The sequence below is a fragment of the Neisseria bacilliformis genome, from assembly GCF_014055025.1.
In the GTDB taxonomy this organism is placed as follows: Bacteria; Pseudomonadota; Gammaproteobacteria; order Burkholderiales; family Neisseriaceae; genus Neisseria; species Neisseria bacilliformis.
In genome coordinates, this window is the sequence record NZ_CP059571.1 from 481293 (window position 1) to 494421 (window position 13129).

Genomic DNA, 13129 nt, shown 5'->3' on the forward strand with positions numbered 1-13129 from the left:
GCAGTGCAAAAAGCCGTGCTAAAAACGGCGCGCGCGGCAAACAACCCTACCAACTCCGGAACAGGACCTTGTTTTGACACGAAGCACAAATGCAAAAAACGCATTATTTACCGGCCTTTTCGCCGCCCTCTCCCTCAGTGCCTGCGCCGCGCAGCAAAGCCCCGCGCCCGACACCGCGCCGCCGGACGAACCCGCGCCGCACGCATCCGCCGCCCCGGCCGCGCAACACGCCGCAGCCGCCCCCGCCGCCAAAAAGGCCGCCCGCCAAAGCGCGGCGAAAAAAGCGGACAAAACCGAACAAACCACCAAATTCAGCCAAACCGGCAAAGCCTCGTGGTACGGCCCCGGTTTCCACGGCAAAAAAACCGCCAACGGCGAACGGTTCGACATGAACACCCTCACCGCCGCCCACCGCACCCTGCCCATTTCCAGCCGCGTGCGCGTAACCAACCTCGCCAACGGCAAAAGCGTCGTCGTGCGCATCAACGACCGCGGCCCCTACCACGGCAACCGCGTGATGGACCTCTCCAAAGCCGCCGCGCAGGAACTCGGCTTCATCCGCACCGGCACGGCGCAGGTGAAAATCGAGCCGCTCGCACCCGCCGACGGCAAAACCATCAGCGAGCAGAATCGCCGCAGCGGTATCGTTACCGACGCCAAGAAAAAAGCGCAAACCCCTATTTGATTGCCAACAGACCCTGCGGTCTGCCGCCCGAAGCCCGCGCATCCGCGCGGGCTTATGCTTTACCCGCTATAATCCGCCCCGCCGTTTTTACCGAAAGATTGCCATGATCAGCCGCCTCACCGGCACCCTTGCCGAAAAACACCCGCCGCAAATCGTCATCGACGTCAACGGCATCGGCTACGAAGCCGAAGTGTCCATGCAGACCTTCTGCGCCCTGCCGCCCGTGGGCGAAACCGTGCGCCTCTACACCCAGCTCGTCGTGCGCGAAGACGCCCACCTGCTGTTCGGCTTTGCTGACGCAGAGGAGCGCGCCGCCTTCCGCCAGCTGGTCAAAGTGGGCGGCATCGGCGCGAAAACCGCGCTGGGCATCCTCTCGGCCATGAACACCGCCGAGCTGGCGCAGGCCGTGGCGCAGGAAGACGTCAAACGCCTCTCCGCCGCCCCCGGCATCGGCAAAAAAACCGCCGAACGCATGATTTTGGAGCTGCGCGGCAAACTCGCCCCTGCAAACGTTTCAGGCGGCCTCGCCGCCCCCGCACAGCAGGACGGCGGCGAAGACATCGTGCAAACCCTGCTCGCCCTCGGATACAGCGAACGCGAAGCCCGCGCCGCCGCCAAAGGTATCCCGCCCGGCACCGAAGTGGGCGAAGGCGTGCGCCTCGCCCTGAAAAACCTGATGAAATAAACACAAAAGGCCGTCTGAAAAACCGCAAAGCGTTTTCAGGCGGCCTCATCCGCCCGCACGGACACCCGCCATGAACAACGACCGCTGGCAAATCCACCGCTACCTCGCCCAAACCGCCGACGAACGCCTCGCCGTCTTCAAAACCGCCCCGCAGCACATCCTGCTCGCCGGAGCCGACGGCGACACCGGCCGCAGCCTGCTCGCCGCCCGCTACCCCAAAGCCGCCTTTGCCGAATACGACCCCCGCGCCGATTTCCTGCACACCGCCGCCGCCGCGCGCAAAAGCGGCCTTTTGGCCAAACTCGCCGGCAAAAGCGTGCCGCAGCACTGCCAAAGCCTCGCCGCCCCCCTGCCCGAAGCCTCGGCGGATATGCTGTGGTCGAATCTCGGCCTGATCACCGAAGCCGACCCCCTGCCCGTGTTCCGCGCCTGGGCGCACGCCCTCAAAACCGACGGCCTGCTGTTTTTCACCCACTTCGGCCGCGATACCCTTGCCGAACTCACAGGCCGTCTGAAAACGCAGGGCATCAACGCCCGCAATCCCGCCCTTATCGACATGCACGATCTGGGCGACATGCTCGCCGACAGCGGCTTCTACGACCCCGTAACCGACACCGCCGCCCTGCGCCTCGACTACCGCAACGCCGATACCTTTTGGCAGGACATGGACACCCTCGGCCTGTGGCGCGCCCTCGATTTCGACAACGAAGCCGCCGCCCGCGCCGTCGTGGACGAAATGTGGCGGCGCGGCGAACTTGCCCACATCACCCTCGAAACCGTTTACGGCCACGCCGTCAAGAAAAAATACCTGCCCGAGGGCGAAAACGAAGTGTTGTTTTTCCCGCGCAATCAAAAGGGCGGCGCATGAAAAAGCCCCGCCGCAACGCCGCCCTGCCGCCGTTTCCCGCCGCCCGTTTCGACGACGCTCTGCTGCGCCGCATCGCCGCCACCGCCGACCACGGCGCGGAAGCCGAACGCCACCATGCCGCCCTGCGCCGCATCGTGCGCGAACAAAACGGCCTGATCGACGGCAACAGCCAAGCCTACTACCCCGCCGACGCGCTCGAACTGTGCGCCCTCGGCCAAGCCGACGGCAACGCCGCCGCCTTCGCCCTCAGCCACCTGCTCATCGTCCGCAGCGCATTGGCCGAAACCTGCCCGTTCACCCTGCCGCCCAGCCCGCAAGAAACGCTCGATGCCGTCTACCGCGCCGCGCACGAAAACGGGCTGATTGACGACAACTGGTAAGCGCATTTTTCAGACGGCCTCTGAGGCCGTCTGAAACCCCGATAAACAAACCCTACCGCAAAGGAAAACCATGAAACCGCACACCCGCCGCGCCTTCCTCGCCGCCGCAGCCGCCCTCGCCCTTGCCGCCTGCCCGGGCGGCAACACGCCGCAGCCGCAGGTGAAAACCCCGCCACGGCAGAAGCCGCAGGCCGTGGTCGCCATCGCCCTCGGTGGCGGCGCGTCCAAAGGCTTCGCCCACATCGGCATCCTCAAAGTGCTGAAAGAAAACGGCATTCCCGTGAAAGTGGTAACCGGCACCAGCGCGGGCGCACTGGTCGGCAGCCTGTACGCCTCCGGCATGTCGCCCGACCGCATGGAGCTGGAAGCCGAAATCCTCGGCAAAACCGATTTGGTCGACCTGACCCTCTCCACCAGCGGCTTCATCAAGGGCGACAAGCTGCAAGAGTATGTGAACCGCAAAGTCGGCGGCCGCCCGATCGAGCAGTTCCCGCTCAAATTCGCCGCCGTCGCCACCGACTTTTCCAGCGGCCGCGCCGTGGCCTTCAACCGGGGCAACGCCGGCCAGGCCGTGCGCGCCTCCGCCGCCATCCCCAACGTGTTCCAGCCGGCGGTGATCGGCGGGCGCAGATACGTGGACGGCGGCCTCGTCCAGCCCGTGCCGGTAACCGCCGCGCGGCAGCAGGGCGCGAACTTCGTCATCGCCGTGGACATCTCCGCCAAGCCCGAAAACGCGCCCGACAAGAGCTTCTTCTCCTACCTCGACCAAACGCTCAACATCATGAACACCGCCGCGCTCAACAGCGAACTGGGCAAAGCCGACGTGGTGATCAAACCGCGCGTGCAGAACTTCGGCGCGGTGGGCGGCTTCGACCAGAAGGCGCAGGCTATCAAAACCGGCGAAGCCGCCGCCCGCGCCGCCCTGCCCGAAATCAAACGCAAACTGGCGGCCTACCGCTATTGAGGCCGTCTGAAAGCCACGAATCCCAAGCAGGTTGGGCATTGATGCCCGACCTGCAAACCGCAAAACCCGTTTTTCAGACGGCCTAAGGTTAAGGCAGGGTGGTATTGACCCACCGTTTGCGGGAACGCGCATGATGGTGGTGGGTCAAGACCCACCCTGCCGCATTGCGTAGGGTGTGTGGCGCAGCCACGCACGCGTTCCCTGCCGCGCCACGGATGCCGTCTGAACGCCAAGAGGCTGTCTGAAAGCCACGAATCCCAAGTAGGTCGGGCATTTATGCCCGACTGAAAAACGCCGGCAAATGTAACAACGTCGGGCATAAATGCCCGACCTACGAACTCAGGCAGTGTGTGGCGCAAGCCGCGCACGCGGTCTGCCTGCCCAACGCAAGAGGCCGTCTGAAAAAAAACCGTCAAACGTGCCGCCGCAAAACCCGTCCGCCCAACCGACCGTCAAAACCATGACCCCCGCCGCCCGCAACGTCCTCATCCTCGCCGCCGCCTCCTGCGCCAACCTGCTGCTGCTCACCGCCGCCTCGCACGCGCCGTGGTGGGGCGTGCTGCCCACCGCGCTCCTGTTCGCGCTGGCCAACAACACCGTGTTCGCCCTGCTGCACGAATGCGTGCACGGCGTGTTCGCGCCAAACCGTCAGGGCAGGGCGGGGCGGCTGAACGAATGGTGCGGGCGTCTGGCGGCGGCGTGGTTTCCCACCGGCCTTGCCGTGCAGCGCGTGTTCCACCTCACCCACCACCGCAACAACCGTTCGCCCTCCGAGCAGTTCGACATCATCCACGAAGGCGACGTCCTCTGGCTCAAATACGCCCAGTGGTACGCCATCTACACCGGCGTGTACTGGGCGGTATCCGTCTGCGGCGTGCTGCTCTACGCCCTCACCCCGCGCTTTGTGCGCCGCGCCCTGATCCGCGCCTTCGGCCGGCGCGGCGGCGTGCAGACCGGTGCGGACGACTACATCGGCGCGCTCGACCGCCTAGGCATGTCCGCCCGCCTCGAAGTGCTCGGCGCGGCACTCTGGCAGCTCGCTTGGGCGTGGCTGCTGGGCTGGACATGGACGGGCTGGCTCGCCTGCTACGCCGCCTTCGCTCTGGCGTGGAGCTCGCTGCAATACACCGATCACGCCTTCTCGCCGCTCGACACCCGCAACGGCGCGTGGAACCTCGCCGCGCCGCGCTGGCTGCGGCTGGTGTTCCTCAACTACCACCTGCACCTCACCCACCACCGCCACCCCGAACTGCCCTGGTACGAACTGCCGCGCCGCGCCGCCCGCGGCCCGCGTTTCCTCGACGTGTGGCTCGCCTGCCTGCGCGGCCCCCGCCGCCCAGGAGACTTTCCCCGCTTCACCGAGCGCGACATCGTGTAAGGCCGTCTGAAAAACGCTGCCCCGCCGCCGAAAACCCGTTTTTCAGACGGCCTTATTCCCCCAGCACCTCTGCCAACGCCCGAAACACCGCCGAATCCGCCCGCCGGCTCGGGTAGTACAGATAATAGCCCTCGTAGCGCATTGCCCAGTCGGGCAAGAGTTCCGTCCACTCGCCGCGTGCCAGTTCTGCCGCCGCCATGTCGCGCGGCAGCCATGCCAGCCCCAAGCCGGCGTTGACCGCCTGTTTGACCAGCGCGTTCCGGTTGCAGACGAATTGTCCGTTGGGCTGGATTTTCAACGGTTTGCCGCTTTGCGGGTCGGCAAATTCCCACGCCAGCGTGTTGGCGAGCGAGGGCAGGCGCAGGGCGATGCAGGGCAGCGCGGCGAGGTCGGCGGGGGTTTGCGGCGCGGTGATGCCGGCGGCGAAATCGGCGCGCGCCACCACCGCCATCTGCATATCGGGCGACACGCGCAGGGCGATCATGTCTTTTTCCACAAACTGCCCGAGGCGGATGCCCGCGTCGAAGCGTTCGGCAACGATGTCGGCGAAGCGGTTGCTGCTGTCCAGTTCCAGCGCGATGTCGGGGTAGCGGCGCATAAATTCGGCGAATTTGTCCCACAGCGCGACGGCGAAGGCGTGTTCGTTGCCGGTGACTTTCAGGCTACCGCCGAGGGTGTCGCGGAATTGGTTGAGGTTTTCGATTTTCGCGTCCAACTCGGCCAGCAGCGGCGCGATTTGTTGGCGTAACGCCTCGCCCGCCACTGTGGTGGACACGCTGCGCGTAGTGCGCTCCAACAGTTTGATTTTCAAGCGTTCTTCAAGTTGGCGCACGGTGTAGCTGAGCGCGGACTGCGACACGCCGAGCTGCGCGGCGGCGGCGGTGAAACTGCCCGTGTCGGCAATGCGCAGGAACACGCGCAGATCGTTGAGGTTTTGCGGCATTCGTCTCTCCATTAATCAAATTATTTTATAAAGTCTTGCGAATTTTACCCGCTAATTCTTTTTAATCAAACCGTTTATACTGCCTGCCATGTCATCAACGAGAGGAACGAAGCATGAAAAACATCTTAATCATCGGCGCAAACGGCTCGCTGGCGCGGGAAGTGGTCGCCGCCGCCGAACGCAATCCCGCGCTGCGCCTGACCATGTTCGCCCGCAAAAACGCCGCCCAAACCCACCGCACTTTTGATGGCGACGTGCTGAACGTAGCGGATTTAACGGCGGCGATGGCGGGGCAGGACGTGGTGTACGTCAACTTGGCGGGCGATTTGGGCGCAATGGGCGCGAACATCGTCGCCGCCATGAAGGGGCTGTACTAGATAAGCCCTAAATTCCACACCACCGACGCAGCACTTTGAGCTGCTCGGAAGGTGTGCCAAAGTTAAAACGGAACTCGCATTCTTTCAAGAACAGCGGGAAAGATTTTCGGTCGATTCCGTTGTATTTGCGCAGTACGCGCTTTGCCTGATTCCAAAAATTTTCAATGCCGTTGATGTGGTTCTGCCTGTCGGCAAACAGCTTGCTGTGGTTGATGCGTTGGTGGGTAAAGCCACTCACATCCAATACGTCATAGCTGCCCAGGCAATCCGTATAGACAATGCTGTCCGGCATGATTTTCTTTGTTATAACAGGCAGTAAGGTTTCTCTTTTGGCGTTTTCAACCACTACGGTATAGACCTTGCCGCCGCGTTTGAGAATACCGAAAACCGCCGCCTTGCCTGCCGCACCGCGCCCGCGTTTGCCTTTGCGGTGTCCGCCGAAATAACTCTCGTCCAACTCGACCGAGCCGTTAAAAACCATATCGGCTTCCAACGAGAGATGATGGCTGATGACTACGCGAACCTTGCGGTAAAACAGCACTGCCGAATTGGGGTGGATGCCCAATAAATCAGCAGCCGAACTGGCGGTAACTTCGAGTACAAAAAACTGGAGCAGTTTCTTTTGAATACTCTTTTTTAGTTTACAACGGGTTATCTTCGTTTTTGCAGTCTAACATGACTGCTTATCTAGTACAGCCCCTTGTTTTAAGCATTGGGGCAAAAACCGCCGCTGCGCGATACGGGCGGCAGAGGCCGTCTGAAAACACAAAAAACCGCCCGAAGTGCTGTTTCGGGCGGTTTTCCGGTTGGGCGGAATCAGTTTTTGTCCAAGTCCAAATCTGCTTTGTACTCGATGCGGTCGCGGCTTTTGCGTTCGATGGAAATGTCCAGCTCCTGATCGCCGCGTTTGAATTTCAGGTCTGCATCGTCGTGTTTGATTTCCGACTCGACCACGCGGAAGCCCTTGCTGCGGGCGTGGGCGGTGGCTTTGCGCGCCAGCGCGGGCACGGACGTGCCGCGTGCGGACAGGCGGGCTTCGTATTCAAACTCGCCGTCGCCCTGGCGGTCGGCCTTCACCGTGTGTGCGCCGGCGGGGCGGTAGATTTCGGCGGGCAGCGGCGCGGCAGTGGCGGCGGCGGAAAGCAGCGCGAGCGCGGCGGCGAAGAGGGCAGGGGATTTGTTCATGTGTCGGCCTTTCTCGGCGGGTGGGAAAGGCACGGATTCTAGGGGTGCTTATGCGGCAGCGGCAAGCGGGCTGGCGGGTTTTTACCTGTGGGCGCGGTTTGTAAAGACGGCGCGGGTGCGGCGGGCGGAAACGTTTTGAGGCTGTCTGAAAAACCTTTTCCAACCACACCGAAACCGTATTTTCAGACGGCCTCAAAGCAGCCTGAAAACGCCGCAGGCACGCGGGCAAACCTTGAAGCGGGGCAAAACTGCCGCCTGTGCGGATGCCGCTATGGGAGGCCGTCTGAAAACGAAGTTTTAATGAAGTTAAAACCCTGCGCAGGCCGGGCGGCAGCGGCGTGTTTCGTTCGGCAAGTGGTTTTCGCCGCCCTTTCAGACGGCCTGAAACCAAACCATTGCAGCGGGTAAAGATTCGAAAGCGGGTGCAAAGGTGGGTTAGCTTTCCTTTACGGAATTGAAAAAAATCATTGTTTTCAACGGATTAAGTTTTTCAGACGGCCTTGGCCGCCCGCGCCGCCGGTATCCGCCCCGCCGCCGCGCTCCTATAATCGGCCTGCCTGCCGCGTGGCGGGTGTTTCCCAACCCTTAGGAGAATTGCCATGAACAAAATCATCGTAGCCGTATTCAACCAAGAAACCGAGGCCGCCAAGCTGCTGAACAGCCTGTCGGAGCTGCACCGCGACGGCCGCATCAGCGTGTACGGCACCACCGTGTTCGCCAAAGACGCCGACGGCAAAATCAGCGTGAAACAGCTCGACGGCGGCAGCGGCGCGGCCACCCTTACCGGCCTGCTGTTCGGCGGCCTGGTCGGCGCGCTGGCCGGCCCCGTCGGCCTCTTGGCGGGCATGGCTCTGGGCGGCCTCGGCGGCTCGCTGGTGGATTTGGAAGACGCGGGCATCGACGCGCGTTTCGCCGACGAAGTGGCCAAAGTGCTCACCCCGGGCAAAGTGGCGGTTTTGGCCGACATCCAAGAAGAATGGACCGCCCCGCTGGATGAGGCCGTTGCCGCCGCAGGCGGGCTGCTCTACCGCCGCAACAAGGCCGACATCGCCGACATCCAGTGGCAGCGCGACCTGGCCGCCTACAATGCCGAGCTGGACGCGCTGGAAGCCGAGTTGAAAACCGCCGCCGCCGAAGACAAAGCCAAGCTGCAACAGCACATTGCCGACGTCAAACAGAAAATCGCCGACACCCAGAGCGCGTGGCAGGGCAAATGGGAAAAAACCAAACAGGATGCCGAGGCCAAACTCAAAACCTTGCAGGCACAGCGCGAAGCCGCGTCTGCCGAACGCAAAGCCAAAATCGACGCGCGCATCGACGCGGTGAAAGCCGATTTGGCCGAACGTGGCAGTAAGCTGGAAAAAGCGGGCGAGCTGGTGAAAGAAGCCTTGAAAAAATAAACGGTTGAATGCTTGCTTGGCAAAGAGGCCGTCTGAAAGTAGGTTTTAACTTCGTTGAAACTTCGCTTTCAGACGGCCTTTCAGCCCTCCACGCTCGCGGCCACCAGTTTTGCCACCAGCGGGCGCACGGCCAGCAGGCTGGCGAAGGCCACCGGCCAGGTAATCAGGTAGGACTTCGCCAGCCGCAGCGGATGGCCCGCGTCCAGCCCCGTGTTGAGCGCGACCAGCACGCCGCTGACAATCAGCACCATCACCGCCGAGGCGTAAAAGGAAAACATTACGCCTGCGTATTTTTTCGGCAGTTTTTTCATCGCGTCCCTTCCAGACAAAACAAAACGGCAGTTTAACCCGTGCGCAAAACGGTTAAAATACGAAAAACCGTCCGCATCCGGCGACAAACGCACAATCAGGCCGCCTGAAAACGCCGCCCAAAGCAGCCTGAAAATACAGAAAAGGCCGTCTGAAAAACGGTTTTTAACTTCGTTGAAGCTTCGCTTTCAGACGGCCTGTCGCCGGGGAAAAGCAGCCTGAAACCTTTGTTTCCGGTTTTCAGGCTGCATCCTTCGCAAAATCTCGGGCATTTTCAAACCGCGTGCGTGGCAGAGCCGCACACCCTACCGAGTCCGTAGGTCGGGCATTGATGCCCGACAAAGACAGACACGGGCGGATTTTAAAAAACGTCGGGCATCAATGCCCGACCTACTGCGCCGCGCCCAGCCGTGCCAGTGCGGCTTCGGCGGCGGTTTTCACGTCGGCATCGCCTGCGGCGGTGGCTTTGCGGTACCACGATACGGTGGTGTCGCGCGAGGCGGGCATGCCTTCGCCTTTTTCGTACATTGCGCCCAGTGCGTTCATGGCGGGGCGGCGATGTGGTCGCCGCGTTGGGCGGAGATCTGGTACCAGTGCAGGGCTTGGGCGTAGTTTTGCGCGGTACCGGCGCCGTGTTCGTAGCACCAGCCCAGCCAGTATTGCGAGGTGATGTCGCCTTTGGCGGCGGCGGTTTGGAATTGGGCGAAGGCGCGGGCGGGGTCTTTGGATAGGCCGCTGCCGTTGAGGTACATCAGGCCGATGTAGCGCGGGGCTTTGAGGTTGCCCATGGCGGCGGACTGTTTGAACAGCGGCAGGGCGGCGGCGTAGTCGCCTTGCTGGTAGAGGGCGACGCCTTGATTGAGGATGGTGCGCGACTGCTCGAAGGCGGGGCTGCCCGGGTCGGGGTCGGGGGCGGTGCAGGCGGCCAGCAGGGAGGATACGGCTGCGGCAGCTATGATGGCTGACGGTTTGTCCATTGCGGTGTCCTGTCTGCGGTTGGCGGAAGCGGCATTGTACGGGCAAAACGGGGAGGCCGTCTGAAAAGCGGGTTTCAGGCTGCCTTGCCATCACCGCCGTCCAATTTATCCAACAGCGCAACCAGCCCTGCCGCGCAACTTTCGGCTTTGCTTTGCACCTGTTCGGGCGTGTACAGCGCGGGCGATGTGCCGTGGAAATAGAAGGGGTCTAGATAGTTCATCTGCGCGTAATATGCGGTTTGCTCTATGTTTTTGCACAACTCCAACACGCGGAAATGGGCGACGCCGTCGGCGCGGTAATCGGCTGCGGGCGAGCCGATGGTGATGCTGGCAACGAGGTTTTTGCCTTTGAGTTTGTCGCCCGTGCTGCCGTAGGCGAAGCCGTGGGTAAACACGCAGTCAAAATAGTGTTTCAAGATGGCGGGCATGTTGTACCAGAACATCGGGTATTGGCACACGATGGTTTGGTGGCGCAGCAGGGCTTGTTGTTCGGCGGCGGCGTCAATGCGAAAATCGGGATAGAGTGCGGCGAGGTCGCGGATTTCGTAGTGCGGGCGGGCGGCTTGCAGGTGGGTGATAACGGCTTTGTTGGCAACGGATTGTTGGAAGTCGGGATGGGCGAGGAGGATGAGTGCCATGTTTGTCCTTTCGGGGCGTGGTGGGAAATGCGCCGATTGTAGGCAGCCTGAAAAGCTGAAACAAGAACTATCCTTTTGTATAGGTGTGAGAACCTGTATTCATTATTTTCATAGGCATCTTTCATGCCCTAAAATCTGCCTAAAAATAATGGATACAGGTTCTGAAAAAATGAAAACAGAATGCCGCAACGGCGCGTTTGGCTTGAACGGAAAAATTTACCCTTGCACGCTCAGCGTGGCGATGGATTTGGTGGGCGGCAAATGGAAGGCGGTCATCCTTTACCATTTGCAGGACGGCGCAAAACGCTTCGGCGAGCTGCACACGCGCCTGCACAATGCTACCGAAGCGGTGTTGAGCCGCTGCCTGCAACAGTTGGAACGCGACGGCTTGGTGTCGCGGCAGGTGTTCGGCAGCAAGCCGCCACTGAAAAGCGAATACGCGCTCACGGATTTCGGGCGCAGCTTTCTGCCTGTGCTGGCTGCGCTGACCGAGTGGGGCAATCAGGTGATTGTGGCGCGGGGGAGTTTTGTGGATGAGGGGCGCGGATAATCAGGCAGAGACCTTTGCAAAATCCCCCCCAAATCCCCTAAATTCCCACCAAGACATTTAGGGGATTTCTCATGGGCACCTTCTTTCAGCAAACCGCACAAGCCATGATTGCCAAACACATCGATCGCTTCCCACTATTAAAGCTGGATCAAGTGATTGATTGGCAACCGATCGAACAGTACCTGAATCGTCAAAGAACCCGTTACCTCCGAGACCACCGCGGCCGTCCCGCCTATCCCCTGCTGTCCATGTTCAAAGCCGTCCTGCTCGGACAATGGCACAGCCTCTCCGATCCCGAACTCGAACACAGCCTCATCACCCGCATCGACTTCAACCTGTTTTGCCGTTTTGACGAACTGAGCATCCCCGATTACAGCACCTTATGCCGCTACCGCAACTGGCTGGCGCAAGACGACACCCTGTCCGAACTGCTGGAACTGATCAACCGCCAACTGGCCGAGAAAAACCTAAAAGTAGAGAAGGCATCCGCCGCCGTCATTGACGCCACCATTATTCAGACCGCCGGCAGCAAACAGCGTCAGGCCATAGAAGTCGATGAAGAAGGACAAGTCAGCGGCCAAACCACACCGAGTAAAGATAAAGATGCCCGTTGGACAAAGAAAAACGGCCTCTACAAACTCGGTTACAAACAACATACCCGCACCGATGAGGAAGGCTATATCGAGAAACTGCACATTACCCCCGCCAATACCCATGAGTGCAACCATCTGTCGCCTTTGCTGGAAGGGATAGCCGAAGGCACGACCGTCTATGCCGATAAAGGCTACGACAGTGCGGAAAACCGGCAACATCTGGAAGAGCATCGGTTGCTGGACGGCATTATGCGCAAAGCCCACCGCAACCGTCCGCTGACGGAAGCGCAAACCAAACGTAACCGATATTTGTCGAAGACCCGTTATGTGGTCGAACAAAGCTTTGGTACGCTGCACCGTAAATTCCGCTACGCCCGGGCAGCCTATTTTGGGCTGATTAAAGTGAGTGCGCAAAGCCATCTGAAGGCGATGTGTTTAAACCTGTTGAAAGCGGCTAATAGGCTAAGTGTGCCTGTTGCTGCCTAAAAGGCGGCTCGGATGCCTGATTATCAGGTATCCGGGGAGGATTAAGGGGGTATTGGGGTAGAATCAGTGGATATTTGAAACAAAAACAGCCAAAAATCTTTATTTAGGTTTCGGCTGTCGGGGAAAAAGGAATTTTGCAAAGGTCTCCGTCTGAAAATCGGTTTTTCAGACGGCCTGTTGTGTTGGAAATAGCGTAGGTCGGGCATTCATGCCCGACAAATACTGGCGGACTGGGGAAATGTCGGGCATGAATGCCCGACCTACCCGGCTTCCGCGGCGGGCAGGTAGCAGACTCTGACGCGGTTGCCGCCGCTGCATTCGGGGGCTTGGGGTACGGTAAAGTCGATGGCGGAAAGTTGGTCGCGCGGGATGCGGTAGGCGGCGGTGTAGTAATCGGCGTAGATCAGGATGTCCATGCCCTGCATCAGCCAGATCACGATGAGCAAACCGGTCAGGTAGCTGCCGATGCCGGCAGGCGCTGCGTCCTGCCCGCGTTTCAGCCGACGCGCCACGATAAAGCCGTGCAGGGCGCAAAAGGCGGTGAGGGCGCTCCATGCCGGCCAGGTAGCGGGAGGGTCGGGGAGGGCAAACTGAAAGATGCAGGCGGAAACGGCGGCATAAAGCAGAAGCAGGACGTTGAGTTTGTTGAGTGTGACGGTCATGGCGGGGCTTTCGGTTGGTGGGCGGAGGCCGTCTGAAAAAGGTTTCAGA

The 13129-nt window shown here is 60.9% G+C and carries 17 protein-coding genes and 1 pseudogene; 10 read left to right on the top strand and 8 right to left on the bottom strand.

The annotated features are described in order from the left end of the window. Positions 1-307: 307 nt before the first annotated feature. From H3L91_RS12595 to H3L91_RS02435, 6 genes and pseudogenes are all read left to right on the top strand, one after another. Positions 308-625, top strand: a pseudogene (locus H3L91_RS12595) (septal ring lytic transglycosylase RlpA family protein); the annotation flags it as partial. A gap of 163 nt (positions 626-788) precedes the next feature. Further along, on the top strand, positions 789-1370 hold the full coding sequence (gene ruvA, locus H3L91_RS02415; protein ID WP_007341875.1) for a Holliday junction branch migration protein RuvA: 582 nt from the start codon (positions 789-791) through the stop codon (positions 1368-1370). A gap of 70 nt (positions 1371-1440) precedes the next feature. Next, positions 1441-2238, top strand: coding sequence for a class I SAM-dependent methyltransferase (locus H3L91_RS02420; RefSeq protein WP_007341876.1), 798 nt, complete (start codon positions 1441-1443; stop codon positions 2236-2238). Further along, a complete protein-coding gene (locus H3L91_RS02425) occupies positions 2235-2618 on the top strand; it encodes a hypothetical protein (RefSeq protein ID WP_007341877.1) in 384 nt (127 codons plus the stop codon). The genes H3L91_RS02420 and H3L91_RS02425 overlap by 4 nt, the downstream gene beginning before the upstream one ends. A gap of 70 nt (positions 2619-2688) precedes the next feature. After that, positions 2689-3582, top strand: coding sequence for a patatin-like phospholipase family protein (locus H3L91_RS02430; protein WP_007341878.1), 894 nt, complete (start codon positions 2689-2691; stop codon positions 3580-3582). A gap of 322 nt (positions 3583-3904) precedes the next feature. After that, on the top strand, positions 3905-4960 hold the full coding sequence (locus H3L91_RS02435; protein WP_244958477.1) for a fatty acid desaturase family protein: 1056 nt from the start codon (positions 3905-3907) through the stop codon (positions 4958-4960). 52 nt (positions 4961-5012) lie between these two features. On the opposite strand, the gene H3L91_RS02440 is transcribed toward H3L91_RS02435, so the two are convergent. Then, the gene (locus tag H3L91_RS02440; RefSeq protein WP_040658660.1) at positions 5013-5903 is read right to left on the bottom strand and encodes a LysR family transcriptional regulator; all 891 of its coding nucleotides are present in this window, start codon (positions 5901-5903) and stop codon (positions 5013-5015) included. Between the two features lie 113 nt (positions 5904-6016). On the opposite strand from H3L91_RS02440, the gene H3L91_RS02445 reads away from it, so the two are divergent. After that, positions 6017-6280 carry an NAD(P)H-binding protein gene (locus H3L91_RS02445; protein WP_182109865.1) on the top strand — a complete coding sequence of 88 codons (264 nt, stop codon included), beginning with the start codon at positions 6017-6019 and terminating at the stop codon, positions 6278-6280. 7 nt (positions 6281-6287) lie between these two features. On the opposite strand, the gene H3L91_RS02450 is transcribed toward H3L91_RS02445, so the two are convergent. Together H3L91_RS02450 and H3L91_RS02455 are read right to left on the bottom strand one after the other, a co-directional pair. Further along, positions 6288-6935, bottom strand: a complete 648-nt coding sequence (locus H3L91_RS02450) for an IS1595 family transposase (RefSeq protein WP_182109904.1) — start codon at positions 6933-6935, stop codon at positions 6288-6290. Between the two features lie 161 nt (positions 6936-7096). Next, complete coding sequence (locus H3L91_RS02455) at positions 7097-7465, bottom strand: hypothetical protein (protein ID WP_007341883.1); 369 nt, start codon at positions 7463-7465, stop codon at positions 7097-7099. Positions 7466-8064: 599 nt separating this feature from the next. On the opposite strand from H3L91_RS02455, the gene H3L91_RS02460 reads away from it, so the two are divergent. After that, entirely contained in the window at positions 8065-8865 is an 801-nt protein-coding gene (locus H3L91_RS02460; RefSeq protein ID WP_007341886.1) for a DUF1269 domain-containing protein, read from the top strand. Positions 8866-8945: 80 nt separating this feature from the next. Here the strand turns inward: H3L91_RS02460 and H3L91_RS02465 are convergent, their stop codons facing one another. The 4 genes from H3L91_RS02465 to H3L91_RS02475 form a co-directional block, all read right to left on the bottom strand. Further along, complete coding sequence (locus H3L91_RS02465; RefSeq protein WP_007341887.1) at positions 8946-9176, bottom strand: DUF2798 domain-containing protein; 231 nt, start codon at positions 9174-9176, stop codon at positions 8946-8948. A 388-nt stretch (positions 9177-9564) separates the two neighbouring features. Further along, positions 9565-9720: a hypothetical protein gene (locus H3L91_RS12170; RefSeq protein WP_007341888.1), complete on the bottom strand. Its 156-nt coding sequence runs from the start codon at positions 9718-9720 to the stop codon at positions 9565-9567. After that, positions 9717-10151, bottom strand: coding sequence for a tetratricopeptide repeat protein (locus H3L91_RS02470; protein WP_007341889.1), 435 nt, complete (start codon positions 10149-10151; stop codon positions 9717-9719). Before H3L91_RS02470 ends, H3L91_RS12170 begins: the two co-directional genes overlap by 4 nt. Positions 10152-10225: 74 nt before the next feature. Next, positions 10226-10789 carry an NAD(P)H-dependent oxidoreductase gene (locus H3L91_RS02475; protein WP_007341890.1) on the bottom strand — a complete coding sequence of 188 codons (564 nt, stop codon included), beginning with the start codon at positions 10787-10789 and terminating at the stop codon, positions 10226-10228. A 169-nt stretch (positions 10790-10958) separates the two neighbouring features. On the opposite strand from H3L91_RS02475, the gene H3L91_RS02480 reads away from it, so the two are divergent. Both H3L91_RS02480 and H3L91_RS02485 read left to right on the top strand, forming a co-directional pair. Then, complete coding sequence (locus H3L91_RS02480) at positions 10959-11339, top strand: winged helix-turn-helix transcriptional regulator (RefSeq protein ID WP_040659333.1); 381 nt, start codon at positions 10959-10961, stop codon at positions 11337-11339. 71 nt (positions 11340-11410) lie between these two features. Continuing rightward, the gene (locus tag H3L91_RS02485; RefSeq protein WP_182109823.1) at positions 11411-12418 is read left to right on the top strand and encodes an IS5 family transposase; all 1008 of its coding nucleotides are present in this window, start codon (positions 11411-11413) and stop codon (positions 12416-12418) included. A gap of 260 nt (positions 12419-12678) precedes the next feature. Here the strand turns inward: H3L91_RS02485 and H3L91_RS02490 are convergent, their stop codons facing one another. Next, on the bottom strand, positions 12679-13080 hold the full coding sequence (locus H3L91_RS02490; RefSeq protein WP_007341892.1) for a hypothetical protein: 402 nt from the start codon (positions 13078-13080) through the stop codon (positions 12679-12681). Positions 13081-13129 lie beyond the last annotated feature (49 nt).